General features: G+C 59.4%; 15 protein-coding genes. 13 read left to right on the forward strand and 2 right to left on the reverse strand.

All coding sequences use genetic code 11. From position 1 onward, the window contains the following. Positions 1-353: 353 nt before the first annotated feature. Entirely contained in the window at positions 354-1,262 is a 909-nt protein-coding gene (locus CCGE525_RS23110) for a LysR family transcriptional regulator (RefSeq protein ID WP_120706707.1), read from the reverse strand. A 258-nt stretch (positions 1,263-1,520) separates the two neighbouring features. Between CCGE525_RS23110 and CCGE525_RS23115 the strand changes: the two genes are divergently transcribed. The 5 genes from CCGE525_RS23115 to CCGE525_RS23135 are packed head-to-tail and all read left to right on the forward strand — an operon-like array spanning position 1,521 to position 5,774. After that, positions 1,521-2,327, forward strand: coding sequence for a 5-oxoprolinase subunit PxpA (locus tag CCGE525_RS23115; protein WP_120706708.1), 807 nt, complete (start codon positions 1,521-1,523; stop codon positions 2,325-2,327). Further along, the gene (locus CCGE525_RS23120; protein WP_120706709.1) at positions 2,314-2,556 is read left to right on the forward strand and encodes an acetyl-CoA carboxylase; all 243 of its coding nucleotides are present in this window, start codon (positions 2,314-2,316) and stop codon (positions 2,554-2,556) included. The genes CCGE525_RS23115 and CCGE525_RS23120 overlap by 14 nt, the downstream gene beginning before the upstream one ends. After that, a complete protein-coding gene (locus CCGE525_RS23125; RefSeq protein WP_120706710.1) occupies positions 2,553-3,938 on the forward strand; it encodes an acetyl-CoA carboxylase biotin carboxylase subunit in 1,386 nt (461 codons plus the stop codon). Before CCGE525_RS23120 ends, CCGE525_RS23125 begins: the two co-directional genes overlap by 4 nt. After that, positions 3,938-4,813 (forward strand): 5-oxoprolinase subunit B family protein, encoded by an 876-nt coding sequence (locus tag CCGE525_RS23130; RefSeq protein WP_120706711.1) that lies wholly within the window; start codon positions 3,938-3,940, stop codon positions 4,811-4,813. Before CCGE525_RS23125 ends, CCGE525_RS23130 begins: the two co-directional genes overlap by 1 nt. Continuing rightward, entirely contained in the window at positions 4,803-5,774 is a 972-nt protein-coding gene (locus CCGE525_RS23135; protein ID WP_120706712.1) for a 5-oxoprolinase subunit C family protein, read from the forward strand. The genes CCGE525_RS23130 and CCGE525_RS23135 overlap by 11 nt, the downstream gene beginning before the upstream one ends. 75 nt (positions 5,775-5,849) lie before the next feature. On the opposite strand, the gene CCGE525_RS23140 is transcribed toward CCGE525_RS23135, so the two are convergent. Beyond that, on the reverse strand, positions 5,850-6,860 hold the full coding sequence (locus CCGE525_RS23140) for a GntR family transcriptional regulator (RefSeq protein ID WP_120706713.1): 1,011 nt from the start codon (positions 6,858-6,860) through the stop codon (positions 5,850-5,852). A 541-nt stretch (positions 6,861-7,401) separates the two neighbouring features. Between CCGE525_RS23140 and CCGE525_RS23145 the strand changes: the two genes are divergently transcribed. The 8 genes from CCGE525_RS23145 to CCGE525_RS23180 all read left to right on the forward strand — a co-directional run bounded on the left by CCGE525_RS23145 (position 7,402) and on the right by CCGE525_RS23180 (position 15,222). Then, complete coding sequence (locus CCGE525_RS23145) at positions 7,402-8,475, forward strand: ABC transporter ATP-binding protein (RefSeq protein WP_120706714.1); 1,074 nt, start codon at positions 7,402-7,404, stop codon at positions 8,473-8,475. Between the two features lie 48 nt (positions 8,476-8,523). Then, on the forward strand, positions 8,524-9,423 hold the full coding sequence (locus tag CCGE525_RS23150) for an ABC transporter permease (protein ID WP_120706715.1): 900 nt from the start codon (positions 8,524-8,526) through the stop codon (positions 9,421-9,423). Positions 9,424-9,425: 2 nt separating this feature from the next. Then, a complete protein-coding gene (locus tag CCGE525_RS23155) occupies positions 9,426-10,271 on the forward strand; it encodes an ABC transporter permease (protein WP_120706716.1) in 846 nt (281 codons plus the stop codon). Next, complete coding sequence (locus CCGE525_RS23160) at positions 10,271-11,011, forward strand: SDR family NAD(P)-dependent oxidoreductase (RefSeq protein WP_120708588.1); 741 nt, start codon at positions 10,271-10,273, stop codon at positions 11,009-11,011. The genes CCGE525_RS23155 and CCGE525_RS23160 overlap by 1 nt, the downstream gene beginning before the upstream one ends. A 13-nt stretch (positions 11,012-11,024) precedes the next feature. Next, positions 11,025-11,792 carry an SDR family NAD(P)-dependent oxidoreductase gene (locus CCGE525_RS23165; protein WP_120706717.1) on the forward strand — a complete coding sequence of 256 codons (768 nt, stop codon included), beginning with the start codon at positions 11,025-11,027 and terminating at the stop codon, positions 11,790-11,792. A 96-nt stretch (positions 11,793-11,888) separates the two neighbouring features. Further along, positions 11,889-13,121 (forward strand): ABC transporter substrate-binding protein, encoded by a 1,233-nt coding sequence (locus tag CCGE525_RS23170; protein ID WP_120706718.1) that lies wholly within the window; start codon positions 11,889-11,891, stop codon positions 13,119-13,121. Between the two features lie 83 nt (positions 13,122-13,204). Continuing rightward, the gene (locus tag CCGE525_RS23175) at positions 13,205-14,308 is read left to right on the forward strand and encodes an ABC transporter ATP-binding protein (RefSeq protein ID WP_120706719.1); all 1,104 of its coding nucleotides are present in this window, start codon (positions 13,205-13,207) and stop codon (positions 14,306-14,308) included. A gap of 32 nt (positions 14,309-14,340) precedes the next feature. Next, positions 14,341-15,222, forward strand: a complete 882-nt coding sequence (locus tag CCGE525_RS23180; protein ID WP_120706720.1) for a polysaccharide deacetylase family protein — start codon at positions 14,341-14,343, stop codon at positions 15,220-15,222. Positions 15,223-15,262 lie beyond the last annotated feature (40 nt).

Genomic DNA, 15,262 nt, shown 5'->3' on the forward strand with positions numbered 1-15,262 from the left:
TCCTTAAAATTGTGCTAACGCGATGGGCCGCAAGTGCTCAAGAATTACTCAGGAGATTTTGGAAGCAGTCCTCGGAACGAGATCAGAATTTCCTTCTATCTTGCTGTAAAGGCGGCAATCATGGTCGCTGCGGCGGAATTCTAAACGAACGCACAAAACGGAGGCATATGCCGTCAGCGGCGCTGCCCGATGTCTGAAATGCTACTGCCTGCATGATGCGTTGCAACCATTGCGATATTGTTTTTACGAAAATACTACCAAATATACTACTCAAGGAACCGAGGATCATCATAAAGAGGTAGATGCAGGGCTCGATCCAATGCGGATTGCTGAACGGATTCATCCCGAACAACTCACGCATTGGTGCCCGGCAGACTGAATGCCTGCTGGAAGTAACGTCTGAAGGCCAGCATCGGCTGACTGAATTCGACATTGGCTCGCCAGGCCAGCCCCACATCCATGGGCGGGACCGGGTCCTGGATATTCACGGTCTCGATGCGCCGCCCTTCGAGCGACCAGGGGCGGTGCACCATGTCCGAAAGGATGGCGACGCCGAGACCATTCGCTACCATCGACCGCACAGCTTCGATCGAGCTGGTCCTCAAAAGCACCTTCGGCTGATAAGGGCTTCGGCTCCAGTATCGCAGCGACGAGTGGGCCGCCTCATCGACCGTCAGCATGATGTAGGGCTCTTCGGCGATTTCACGCAGGCCTATACCGTCGCGGTGCTGCAGGTCGTGGCCTGCTGGAAGCCAGAGACGCCGGACCGAGCTCAGGAGTGTTTCGGTGGTCAGCATCGGATTGAGGATGTTCGATGTCAGCAGCACTGATATATCGTAGCGGTTGGTGAGCAAGCCTTCCTCGATCGACTCTCGATTTACCTCGTAGAGCTGAATTTTCAGTTTCGGGTAGAGGCGACGGATACGTTCGATGTGAAGCGGCAGGAAATAGCCGATGACGGTATAGGTCGCGGCGACGACGAGCTCTCCGTCGATATCGCTGCTGACGAGATTGAGATGGGTCGCTTCATCGACCTTGGCCAGAATTTCATAGGCATGCGACAGAAATTGCCGACCGGCCGTGGTCAGGTCCATTCCCTGTGGCGTGCGGTTGAATAGAGACACTCCGACTGTCAGTTCGAGATCCTTGATCGCTGCGGTAACGGCGGACTGCGAGATCGACAGGCTGACGGCCGCATGCGAGATCTGCCCATATTCGGCCGTTGCAACGAAGTAGCGAAGCTGCCGCAGACTGAGGCTCATGGTCTCATCCTATCTGTTTATCTGAAAACCATTATATCGATTCCGATTTCGTGGATCTAAAACGAGCCAATTTTCGATTTATTTTTATGCAATCTATCTATCCTATTGATATAAATTAGTATTACGTGGCGTCATTTTAAGCGATGATATTAATTTATCAGATATTGATGCTTTGAAAATTGTATTTTTCAAGGGAGGCCTTTCCCTCTAGCGTCCTCATCAACAGTCTGGTCAGGACGCATGTGTGAGGGAATACACTTGAAGGAAGCTGTCGACATCAATTGCGACATGGGGGAGGCCTTCGGCCGATGGCGGATCGGTGACGCACATGACGAGGAGCTCATCTCGCTCATCAGTTCGGCCAATATCGCCACCGGTTTTCATGCCGGCGATCCCAATCTGATGGATGAGACTGTGCGGATCGCGGCCGCTCACGGGGTCGGAGTCGGGGCTCATCCCGGCTATAACGATCTCCAGGGCTTCGGGCGGCGCAAGATCAATGGCACCAGCCGCGAGATCATCAACGATCTGATCTACCAGGTCGGTGCGCTGCGGGAGTTCGCCAGACGCCATGGCGTGCCCGTCCAACACGTGAAACCACATGGCGCCCTCTACATGGAACTGGCGGCGAACACGGACCTTTCGCAGATATTCATACAATATATGCGCACGGCGGCGCCGAACATGTTCGTTTTCTGCATGGACGGTTCGGCGACCTGCCTCGCCGCGCAGGAGGCCGGCCAGCCGATCGTGCGCGAGTTCTATGCCGATCGTGACTACGGCGATACGGGATGGATCGTCTTTACCAGGGATGCGGGTCGTCCCGATCCCAAGGCGATCGCTCGCAAGGTGATCAGGGCTTGCACCGAAGGCCTCGTGCGCACCGTCAATGGTACTGATATTCCGATCGTCTTCGATTCCATCTGCTTTCATTCCGATACTTTGGGCGCGCTCGATATCGTGCGCCACATGCGTGAGGCCCTCGTTGCCGAGGGCATAAAAGTTGCACCCGTTTCACAAATTTTGAACAGTGACGCAGCGCGGAGGTCCCATGAGCAAGCTTGAGATCAGATCACCCCTTCCGGGAACCTTCTACAGAGCCTCCTCTCCGGACACGCCGCCCTTCAAGACCGAGGGCGATATCGTCACTGCAACCGATACTATCGGCCTTATCGAGGTCATGAAAACCTTTCAGCAGATCCCGGCCGGGCTTGACGGCAAGAACATCACGTTCCTCGTCGAGAACGAAGAGCCTGTAATGGCTGGCCAGATCATCGCGGAGGTGGATCCATGACGATCCGCTCGGTCCTGGTTGCCAACCGCGGCGAGATCGCCGTCAGGATCATAAAGGCTGCCAAAGCGCTCGGCATTCGCACCGTGCAGGTCCATAGCGCGGCAGATTCCGAGATGCTCGCGGTGAAGCTGGCCGACGAGGCGATCAATATCGGCTCGCCGGCTCCGAAGAAATCCTACCTGAACATCGAAGCCATCGTCTCGGCGGCGCGTTTGGCCGGCGTTGATGCCGTTCACCCGGGATATGGATTTCTGTCTGAAAACGGAGATTTTGCCGATGCCGTCGAGGCAGCAGGCATGATTTTCATCGGGCCGAGCGGCGAGGCCATCCGATTGCTCGGCGACAAGGTGGCGGCGCGGGCGATTGCCGCACGCGCCGGCGTGCCGACCGTGCCGGGAAGCGACGGCCGCGTAGCCGACATCGGGGCTGCCGAGGTGGTTGCCGAGCGCACCGGTTTTCCGGTCATGATCAAGGCTGCAGCCGGCGGCGGTGGACGTGGCATTCGCATCGTTCAGTCGCTCGCCGAACTCAGGGAGCAATTTCCGCTCGCCTCGGCGGAGGCGGCTGCGGCTTTCGGCGATGGCGGCCTTTATATGGAGAAGGTCATCCCCCGCGCCCGTCATATCGAGGTGCAGATCTTCGGTGACGGGCAGAACTACGTGCATTGTTTCGAGCGTGAGTGCTCGCTGCAGCGTCGCCGCCAGAAGGTTTGGGAGGAAGCGCAGGCCTTCCTGCTGCCCGATAACGTGCGGCAGCGCCTCTGCGCCAGCGCGGTAGCACTTGCCGCTGAAGTCGGTTATCGCGGAGCAGGCACGGTCGAGTATCTCTACGACGAAGATGGCCGGCAGTTCTATTTCATCGAAGTGAATACCCGCATCCAGGTCGAACACCCGGTGACGGAGATGACTACCGGCATCGATCTGGTGCAGGAAATGTTCAAGGTGGCGGGTGGCGCTGCCTTGTCGCTGTCGCAGTCCGATATTCGGGTGCATGGTCATGCCATCGAGTGCCGGATCAATGCCGAGGACCCGGCCAAGAGCTTCCTGCCGGCGCCGGGCACCGTGACGCGGCTTTCGATTCCAGAAGGTGACGGCATCCGTTTCGATACGATGCTTTATGCCGGTTATACCGTGCCGCCCTTCTACGACTCCCTGCTCGGCAAGCTCATCGTCTGGGCCGAGGATCGCAATGCCTGCCTCGACAGGCTGGCTGCTGCCCTTTCCAAGCTGACGATCGAAGGCTTGCCGACGACGATACCTCTGCACCTTGCGCTTGCTCGCGACCCATCGGTGCGCAAGGGGACATTCCATACGCGTTTTCTCGAATCCTGGCTGGAGACCGATTTTTCCACGGTTGACGGCACATCAGCGGAGGTTGCCTGATGCCAGCTCGCTTTACATTCGGAGGTGACGAGCATCTCTTCGTCGAATGCAGCGACGAGATGTCTCTCGAAGCCTTCTTCAAGAGCCTGTCGATGGCCAAAGGAGTCCGCGAGAGCGCCATCAGGGGCATCACCGAAATCTGCCCTGCCAATGCCTCCTTCCAGATCAAGTTCGATCCGGATCTGATCAAGCCGGACGATCTCTTGCGCGAGGTCAAGGCAATCGAGGGAGCAGCCGAAAAGGCGGAACCGGTCATGACGACCCGTATCGTCGAAATCCCGGTCTTCTACAACGACCCATGGACGCATGAGACGCTGATGCGCTTTCGCGAGCGGCATCAGGAGCCGACAGGCACGGATCTCGACTATGCCGCCAGGATCAACGGCTATGACGCGGTGAAGGATTTTATCTCGGCCCATGCCGGCTCGCCATGGTTCGTCTCCATGGTCGGCTTCGTCGCTGGCCTGCCCTTTATGTACCAGATGGTCGAGCGGCAGCGGCAGATCGAGGTACCGAAATATCTGCGCCCGCGCACTGATACGCCGCGGTTGACGGTCGGCCATGGCGGCTGCTTCGGCTGCATCTATTCGGTGCGTGGGGCAGGCGGCTATCAGATGTTCGGCATCACGCCGATGCCGATCTTCGATCCCACGCAATCGACGAGCTACCTCCGTGATTTCATGGTGTTCTTCCGTCCCGGCGACATCGTGAAGTTCCGGCCGATCGATCGTGACGGCTACGATCAGGCGGTCGAGGATGTTGACAAGGGACGCTTTGCTCCACCGATCTACGAGGTCAGTTTCGATCTCCGGCAATACCAGGCCGATATCGACGGCTACAACGCCAAGCTGGAGGGCGCGCTGCATGGCCATTAAGGTTCTTCATCACGGCCTCTCGACTACCGTTCAGGATCTCGGGCGACCCGGCTATTTTCATCTCGGCATACCGGTTGGCGGCGCCATGGACCGCTACGCCATGCGGGCAGCAAACCGTCTTGTCGGCAATGACGAGGGTGCAGCCGGGCTTGAGGCCGTCTTCATGGGGCCTAAGCTCGAATTTCTCGACGATGCCTTGATCGCGGTCACCGGCGCGGACCTGCCAGTCAGGATCGACGGCGAGCTTCGGCCGGGTTGGACAGCGCTAAAGGTCAGGGCAGGGCAGACCGTAAGCTTTGACTTCCTGAAATCCGGGGCGCGGATCTGCATCGCGGTATCGGGCGGCATCGACGTGCCAGAGGCCCTTGGAAGCCGGTCGACCTATGTGATCGGGGCGCTTGGCGGCTACAAGGGCAGGGCGATTGCCGCCGGAGATGAACTTCCCGTCGGCGCGGGCCCCATGGCGAGCGAAGGCAAATCCGTCGCCGAAGAACTGCGGCGCCAGCCCGGCATGCCGGCCGAACTGCGGGTGCTGCCGGGGCTCTATTGGGATCGGCTGACCGAGGCGGCCAAGAGCAACTTCTTTGCCGACCAGTGGAAGGTGGCGCCTGAAGCCGACCGTATGGGATATCGTTTCCGTGGCGGCCGCAAGCTCGAATTCGTCGAACGCAAGCAGCCCTTCGGTGCGGGTTCGGATCCGTCGAATATCGTAGACAGCTGCTATCCCTATGGTTCGATCCAGGTACCGGGCGGGACGGAGCCGATCATCCTGCATCGCGACGCAGTCTCCGGTGGCGGTTATTTCATGCTCGGAACGGTGATTTCCGCCGACATGGACCTGATTGCGCAACTGCAGCCGCATACGCCAACGCAATTCGTGGAGGTGACGATGGATCAAGCGCTGGCGGCTCGCGCGGATCGCCAGACATTGCTCTCACGCCTCCGTGCTGCTCTGTCGTAAGGAGACCGACAAATGGCGGCAGCTTCGATCTCGGGCTTCACACGGCAACGGGCCACAAGAAGGTCTTCCGGGCTTTCACTCCAGAACGCGGGTGAGATAGGCGGCGGTCACACTCGGACCCGGGATGATGGCGACGATCTTCATCTGGGCGATGGTGCGGTCGACGGAGGCCTCCAGATGGTTCTCCATCATCGCGGCCGCCGCTCTAACGGCGCCCCGCAGCAAGAGTTCGGTGATCAGCCGCAGTTCCGTGATGATCGCCGGATCGCCGGGCAGGCCGAGCTGCCGCAGCAGTCTCTCGGTCGCTGTCACCGGAAGCAGATTGTTCCGGATCGATTCCTTCAAACGCTCGTTCGGCGTTGCAAGGATGCAGATATCGATGAAGTCCGCATGGACGGCTTCGAGAGCGGCAAGATGATCAGCCGGCTCGCGTCGTTCGAGATCGGAAAGCCGCAGGAACAGGTCGTTCAAGCGCTCGCGGTCGACTCGGCCGGCGCCCGCGACCAGAGATTGAGGCTCCAGCATGCAGCGCAGGCCATAGTGATCCTTGATCATTTGCGCGGTCAGCGGGCCGGCAATCCAGTGGGACGACTGGTTCTTGCGAACAAGGCCGCGCTCGCGCAGGCGGGTGAGCACATCGCGCACCACGGTGCGGCTGACGTTGAAATGGTCGGCGAGCTCGATCTCGATAATACGGTATTGGCCGAAGACGACGCAGCCTGCGACATCCGCTTCGACGGTATTATAGATCCGCTCCCAGGACGAGCGGCTTTGAAGCGCCTCGTCGGCATGGCGCGGAATGGTGAGGCCAAGCGTCTTGATATCGGTGCGATTGGGCTCGATGCCCTGGCCTGCGGGCCCGACGAGGTACCCGCGCCCATTGAAACGGTGCACCAGCCCTTCGCTTTCCAGCGTCTGAAGCGCCCGCTGCACGGGTGCGCGGGAAATCTGCAGGATTTCTGCGATCGGACCTTCAAGCAGCACGACGCCGGGCGGCAGCGTGCTGTCGCCGATATTGCTGCGCAGGACATCCTCCGCAATCTCGTAGCGCTTCTGCGCATTGGCGCGCGCGTGGTTTTCGGTCATCTGATGCGTTGGACTCACGTCGTTCCGATGCCTCACTCTTACCCGTTTTATAAAGCCAATATAGCGCAAAAATAAATGACTATTGAATACAAAATATGTTTTTTTGATTCGATATAGACGGTGAAGACTGCGATGATGGCTGCCGGTGGGCGGAGCCTTGGTGCGATTCAATTTGACCATTGTTTCCGGTGAGGGTGTTTGAATGGCCTTCACTGCGGGTTTTCCGTGTCGTGGTGCGCCGCGATTGCTCTGATCATGCTTTGCCCTTATCGCGTACGTTTGATTATTATCGCTTCGGTCGCACGACTTTATGAAAAAGTCTATTGAATACAAAAATCATTTGTGCAATGCTTCGGTCATCAAGGCGCTCGTCAGAAGTGCCGCAGGTGGAACTCATTGAAACGCCAAGGAACATCTCTTTGACGCGCATGTAGTTATGCGCGAATGCAGACTGACGTCTTATGTCCGGATCGACAGGATTCCGGCAACGGCTTCACTTTGCCCGAAGGATGGTCCTTGCCTTGAAACTGGTAGGAATTCGGTGTCGACCGTTCTTCAGCTCAAGAAAGTCATCAAGTCGTATGGCGGCGCGCCCGCGCTGGATGCGGTGGATTTCTCTCTGCCCGACAACGCCTATATCGCGCTGCTCGGGCCAAGCGGTTCGGGCAAGACGACGCTGCTGCGCGTCATAGCAGGCTTTGAGGAGCCGGACTCCGGTTCGATCCTCTTTCATGGCAAGCGCCTGGATGGCGTCGAACCGCATGATCGCGGCATCGGCTTCGTCTTCCAGAATTTTGCGTTGTTTCCGCATCTGTCCGTCGCCGAAAACGTCGGCTTCGGTTTGCGCAATCGCAAGGTCGATCCGGTGACCGATACGCGTGTCCTGGCGACAAGGGTTCAGGACATGCTGGCGTTGGTCGGCCTCAAGGGTTTTGAGGACCGCGCCGTCACCCAGATTTCCGGCGGCCAGCGCCAGCGTGTCGCCCTGGCACGCACGCTAGTGACCGAGCCGAAGATGGTGTTGCTCGACGAACCGCTGGGAGCGCTCGACGCCAATTTGCGCAGCCGCATGCGAAGTGAACTCAAGGCCATCCGCGAGCGCTGTGGCGTAACGTTCCTGCATGTCACGGGCAGCGAATCCGAGGCCCTGGCGATGGGCGACCTCGTGCTGGTTCTCGATCGCGGCCGCATCGCGCAGGCCGCGGCCTCCGATATCGTCTACAACAGCCCGGCGACCGCAGCCGTCGCCGGCTTCCTCAATTGCTACAATCTGTTTGCTGGTAGCGTGGTCGAGGATGTCTTCGTCGGCCCTGCCGGTCGCTTTCCCTTGAATACGTCGCGCCGGAAGGCGCCGCAACCGGCCTATGCCATCCGCTACGATCGCGTCTCGATCCGTCCTCGCGAGGCTAGTTTATCCCCCGACGAGGTCCGCATCGAAGGGGATTTCATCGCAAGCGAATATTCAGGGGCGGCGGTCAACTCCTTCTTTGCGCTCGACGGCGGCCATGTCTTCGAGGTCGAATCCCACCTTAGCCACGCGCGTCCGCCCGTCTTCATCGAAAAGCACCGCTACGCGCTCGTCTGGAAGAAGGAAGATGCCCTTGTCTTCGGCTGATGTGAACGTCCTGAACCCTTTCCCCGGATCCGCCAAGGAGAGTGAGAGATGACCATGGTTGCGACAAGCGAAGAAGCTGCGCAGGAAAGCGCGACCGTGCGCCGGAAATCCAACAAGACATTCTGGCTTCTGGCGCCGGGCATGATCTGGATGATCGCCTTTCTCGTCCTGCCGATCCTGATGATGGTCTATGTTTCCTTCTGGACGCAGACGACCTTCAAGATCGAACCGAAGCTGACCCTGCAGAGCTGGATCACCTTTCTGACCAGCGCCACCTATCTCGGCGCTCTATGGACGACGATCCGAATCTGGCTGCTTGTGCTGGTCTCGACGCTCGTCGTCGGTTACCCGGCTGGGCTGTTCGTCGGCCTTCTCATCAAGAACAAGACGCTGCAGACCGTGCTTCTTGTCCTCTGCGTCATTCCGTTCTGGACGTCCTTCCTGATCCGCGTGCTGGCATGGCGGCCGATGCTCGGCACAGAAGGCGCGATCAACATGATCCTGATGAATCTCGGTGTCGTGAGGCAGCCGATCGAGGTGCTGTTGTTTTCGGAACTGTCCGTCATCATCGGCATGACGCAGATCTATTGCGTTTTCATGGTCGGTCCGATCGCCTTCATGATGGGCCGCATCGATGCCTCGGTCATCGAGGCCGCACAGGATCTCGGCGCCGGCTTCTGGCGCATCTTCCGCACGATCATCCTGCCGCTGTCCATGCCGGGCGTTGTCGTCGGTGCGATCTTCGTCTCCGTCATGGTCCTCGGAGAATTCGCCACGTCGGCGGCACTGTCCGGACGCAAGGTCAATCTGCTCGGCAACATCATCGTCACCCAGGTCGGATCGCTCAAATGGGCGTTCGCGGCGGTGGCGGGTGTCGTCCTGACGATCGTCATGGGTGCCGTCATCGCCGCACTGCTCAAGGTCGTCGACCTCAGAAAGGAGCTTTGATCATGAATACCGGCAGCATCAAGCTCGGCCTGGGTGTCTATACGGCCCTGTTTCTCGTCTTCCTTTATGGACCGCTTGTCGTTCTGGCGATCCTGTCGTTCCAGACGGGTCCGGAGGGTGGTCCGCAATTTCCGATCATCGAATGGTCGACCTATTGGTATCGCCATCTCTTCGGGCTGACACCGCCTTCGCGCATTGCGCCGCTGCCGATTGATCAGGCGCTCATCCGCTCGCTGTCGCTGGCCTTGATGACCATGATCGTCTCGACCGTACTCGGCGTCATGTCCGCCCAGGCCTTCCGCCGCAAGTTTCGCGGCTCAGGCGTCGTCTTCTACCTGATCGTTCTCGGCATGATGGTGCCGGGCGTGCTTGTCGGTCTCGGCATGGCGCTTGTAGCCAATGCCTTCAGCATTGATCGGCACTGGTGGAGCACGGCCTTCGTCCTGCATGTCGTTTACACCTTCCCCTTCGCGTTCCTGGTCATGCTCGCCATCTTCAACAGGTTCGATCCGAGCATGGAGGAAGCATCCTGGTCGCTCGGCGTCACGCCGGCGCGCACTTTCCGCAAGGTTACCTTTCCGCTCATCTTCCCGGGCGTGCTTTCGGCCATGCTCTTTGCCTTCACGCTCTCCTATGACGAATTTTCACGGACCCTGTTTGCCTCCGGCCGCGAGCTGACGTTGCCGCTCGCTATCTACGGCACCTTCTCCGTCGAGGTCCATCCGAACGTCTTCGCCTTCGGTGTCTTGACCACCCTGTTTTCCTTCGCGCTTCTCGGCACCTACGCGATCCTCATGGGGATGTCGGTGCGCCGTGCCAAGCGTGCCCGTATCCAGGAGGATGCATGATGACGCAGAAGGTCTCTGCCATCGTTACCGGTGCTGGTTCGGGTATTGGTCGAGCTATCGCCCTTCGCCTCGCAGCGGATGGCTATGCCGTTCTGGTCAATGACCTCTCAGAAGACCGGGCTCAGTCCGTCGCATCGGAGATCATCAAGGTGGGCGGCGTGGCGACCGCGATCGCCGGCGATATCACGCGGCCAGAGGATGTGGCAGCGGTCCATGCCGCCGCCAAGGCCTCGCATGGCGACGTCGCCCTTCTCGTCAACAATGCCGGCATTGCGCATCAGGCGGCGTTTGAGAACCTTGAGGTTGAAGACTTCGACCGGATGTTTGCCGTTCATGTTCGCGGCAACTTTCTGATGACCAAGGCGGTCTTGCCGTCGATGCTGGCGCGCGGCGAGGGTGTTATCGTCAACATCGCCTCTCAGCTCGGACAGATCGGCGGTGTCGAGCTCGTTCATTATTCGGGCGCCAAAGCAGCCATCATCGGCATGACCAAGTCGCTCGCCCGCGAAGTCTCAAGCCGCGGCGTGCGCGTCAATGCCGTGGCACCGGGGCCGATCAATACGCCGCTTGTAGAGGGACTTTCCGAGGAATGGCGCGAACGCAAGAAGCGCGAATTACCGCTCGGCCGCTTCGGCGAGCCCGAGGAGGTGGCGGCGACGGTGGTGTTTCTGGCCTCGCCAGCAGCCAGCCTTTTCGTCGGCCAAACGCTCGGACCCAATTCTGGCGACGTGATGCTCTGAAAGGAAGATGCAGATGGACAATTCAGAAAAGCGTGTTGTCGTCGTCACTGGCGCAGGTATCGGTATCGGCCAGGCGACCGCAAAGGCATTCGCCGCGCTCGGTGATCATGTCGTCGTCACGGATATTCTCGAAACCGAGGGTGAGGGGACCGTTCGCGACATTCTCATTGCCGGCGGTTCGGCTGAATTTCGCCATTACGACGTGCGTTCCACAGACGCTTCCAATCAACTGGTCGCGGATGTCGAGGCCCGCTTCGGCAAGATCGACGTCATCGTCGCCAATGCCGGCATCGCCCATCGGACGCCACTCGACAAGCTCAGCGACGACAAATGGGACCTGACGATGGATGTCGACCTCAAGGGCATCTTCCGACTGGTGCGGGCCGCAGCACCCAGCATGCAGGTTCGCCGATCAGGCAGCGTCATTGCGCTCTCCTCCATCATGGGTGTCGCCTACGGGTGGGATGAACACGTCCACTATTCGGCGGCGAAATCCGGTGTGGTCGGACTGGTGCGTGGGCTTGCCGTCGAACTGGCGAAGGACGGCATCAGGGTCAACGGCATTGCGCCCGGTTACATCCGCACGGCGCAGCTTCTTTCCGAAGAGAATTCGCTCGGGCCGGTGGGTGCTGAAAAGGCCGCCGAATTCATTCCGATGGGCCGGCTCGGTGAGCCTGAGGATATCGCCGACGTGATCGCATTCCTCGCCTCCAAGAGCGCGAGATACATGACCGGCCAGGTTCTGGTCGTTGATGGTGGCCTCCTCGTGGGGCGGTACTGATCGCAGGCACCCGGCAGCGCCGGGTATCAGGCGATGGGCAATGAAGCAGGCCCGCAAAGGGCTCAGGGAACAGCAATCAGCACTGGAGAACTTGAGATGTCCAAAATGGAAATGAACAGACGCTCTCTGTTGAAACATTCCGCCGGCGTCATGGCGCTGGCGATCGGGGGCGGCACGGCATTCCTGTCGTCGCGGGCGGCTTACGCGCAGGCAAGTGATCTTGCCAAGGAACAGCTGCGCACCATCGGCCTTTCAGTCACCGTTCAGGAGCGAATCCTCGACGATTTCCGCAAGGCAAGCGGTGTCGGACAGACCTCCGGTACGGCCGCGACCTTCCCCGACGCGCAGACGAAAATCCTGTCCGGCTCCAAGGACTATGATTGCTGGGAGATCATCGGCGAGCGCCTGCCGTCGATCGTCATGACCAACAATGTCGAACCTATTCCGGCTGCCTCCCTGAAGAACTGGGCCAATATCCGCGACACCTTCACGACGCCGTCCGACAAGTGGGAGCCGAAGCAGCAGATTGTTGGTCAGATCTGGGCCGATGACGCCAAGACCACGCTGAACATGGTGCCGGCCGTCTATAACTACGACTCCATCGGCTACAATCCGGACGTTCTCTCTGCCGAGGAAGCCAATAGCTGGGCAGCGATCTTTGATCCGAAGTGGAAGGGCAAGTCGGGCCTCAACACCGATCCGCTGATCGCCTTCGGCCAGGCCATCATGGCGATGAACACGCTCGGGCTATCGAACGTCAAGAACCCCGCAAACCCGAGTGCTACCGAAATCGATGAGGCGGCAAAATTCCTGGTTTCCAAGAAGAAGGGCGGCCAGTTCCGAGCGCTGTGGGGCGATTTCGGCGAGCTGGTCAACCTGATGGCCTCGGGCGAAATGGTCGTCTGCGACGCCTGGCAGCCGGCTGTCATGGCGGTAAAGGCTCAGGGCAAGGCATGCAAATATGCCGTGCCGAAGGAAGGCTATCGTGGCTGGGCGATCGGTCCATCCATGATATCGGGCACGCCCAACAAGGATGCCGTGATCGCCTATGCCGATTACTGGCTGTCGGGCGAGCCGGGCATCGCGGTGTCGGAGCAGGGCTACTATTCGCCGTCGACCAATATCCAGAAGGTCATGGCGCCGGAGAAATATGCTTTCTGGTACGAGGGCAAGCCGTGGGTGGGTGCTACCGAGCGCGGCATCAAGGAAGGCGACCTGCGTGATGGCGGCTCGCTGGCGGAACGCGCCAAGAACGTCGCCTACTGGCACCAGTGGCCGGATGAATACGATCATCTCGTGCAGAAGTGGGATGAATTCCTCAACGCCTGATCCGATGGGACAGGCTTCGACCGTCCGTCGGATGCCTAGCAGGGAGACCAATCCGGCCTCTCTGCCACGCCTGGAGATTTCTGATGATATATGACCTGGAACTTATCAATGTCGGCAAGGTCTATGACAACGGCACGCCCGCCGTCATCGACTTCAATCTCGCAATCAAAAAGGGTGAGTTCATCGCCTTTCTGGGGCCGTCCGGCTGCGGCAAGACGACGACGCTTCGCATGATCGCCGGCTTCGAAAGCATTTCCTCCGGCGACATGACGATCAAGGGCGAGCGCATAAACGATGTGCCGCCGCAGAAGCGCCCGACATCGATGATCTTCCAAAACTATGCCCTGTTTCCGCATATGACCGTCCGGCGCAATGTCGGCTACGGTCTCGAGGTCAAGGGCGTGCCCAAAAGCGAGCGCGAGATGCGGGTCGACCGTATCCTGGCAACGCTCGGGCTTGAGGATATTGCCGAGCGCAAGCCGGACAAGCTCTCCGGCGGCCAACGCCAGCGCATTGCACTGGCACGTGGGCTGGTGGTCGAGCCCGACGTGTTGCTTCTCGATGAGCCACTCGGCGCCCTCGATGCCAATCTGCGCAAAGCGATCCAGAACGAGTTGAAGCTGCTGCAGAAAAGGCTTGGGGTGACCTTCGTGTTCGTCACCCATGCCCAATCGGAGGCCTTGGCGCTGTCCGATCGGATCGTGGTGATGAACCAGGGCAGGGTCGAGCAGATCAGCCCGCCGCATCAGCTCTATACGCGCCCGAACACTCCGTTTGTCGCGCAGTTCATCGGCCGCAATACCATCTTCGAGGGCGAGATATCCGGCACACAGGCCGATAACACGCTCGTCTCGACGTCATTCGGCACGCTGTCGGGATGCGCCAATGGCGACGTCTCGAAGAAGGTCAATATCGTCATCCCCTCGGAGGCGATCGAGGTTCACGCGGTCGGAGCTTCGGCGCGAGAAAACCTCGCCGGCACGTTCGGCGGCAATGTCGTCGGTGGGCGTGTGGATCGCTTCGATGTCGTCGGCCATATCTCGCAGATCGGCGTCAGCCTGCCCGATGGCCGCGGGCTCGCTCTCGAAGCCCATATCGACAAATACCGACCTGGTGCCTTCCCTGTGGGTGCCGAGGTCATGCTTGCCTGGAACCCGGCCGATGCGACCGTCATTCCAGCCCACTGATAATCGAAAACCTGATCGAAGGAGGTAATCCCATGGCAAAGGAAATCTTGTGCAGTTTTGGCATCGACGTTGATGCCGTCGCCGGTTGGCTCGGCTCTTACGGCGGCGAGGATTCGCCCGACGACATTTCGCGCGGCCTTTTTGCCGGCGAGGTCGGCAGTCTGCGGCTCGTGAAGTTGTTCGAACGCTTCGGCATCAAGACGACATGGTTCATTCCCGGCCATTCCATTGAGACCTTCCCCGAGCAGATGCAGACAGTGGCCGATGCCGGCCATGAAATTGGCATCCATGGCTACAGCCATGAAAATCCGATCGCCATGACGCGCGAACAGGAAACGGAAATCCTCGACAAGTGCATAGAGCTGGTCACCAAGCTGTCCGGCAAACGCCCGACCGGCTATGTCGCGCCGTGGTGGGAATTCTCCAATGTGACCAACGAGCTGCTGTTGGAGCGCGGCATCAAGTACGATCACTCGCTGATGCATAACGATTTCACGCCCTACTATGTGCGTGTCGGCGACAGCTGGACGAAGATCGACTATTCGCGCAAGCCGTCGGAATGGATGGTACCGCTGAAGCGCGGCAAGGAAACCGATCTGATCGAAATCCCGGCATCCTGGTATCTCGACGATCTGCCGCCGATGATGTTTATCAAGAAGTCCCCCAACAGCCATGGCTTCGTCAACCCTCATCACATCGAGCAGATGTGGCGGGATCAATTCGACTGGGTCTATCGCGAAATGGATTATGCCGTCTTCCCGATCACCATCCACCCGGACGTCGCTGGCAGGCCGCAGGTGCTGATGATGCTCGAGCGGCTCTATGCGCATATGATCAAGCATCCCGGCGTGAAGTTCGTCACGATGAATGAGATCGCAGACGATTTCGCCGCGCGCTTTCCGCGCAAGAAATAGCCGGCTAAGCTGAAGAACCGGGAGCATCCATTCGAAGGAG

The sequence above is a fragment of the Rhizobium jaguaris genome, assembly GCF_003627755.1.
Classification (GTDB): domain Bacteria; phylum Pseudomonadota; class Alphaproteobacteria; order Rhizobiales; family Rhizobiaceae; genus Rhizobium; species Rhizobium jaguaris.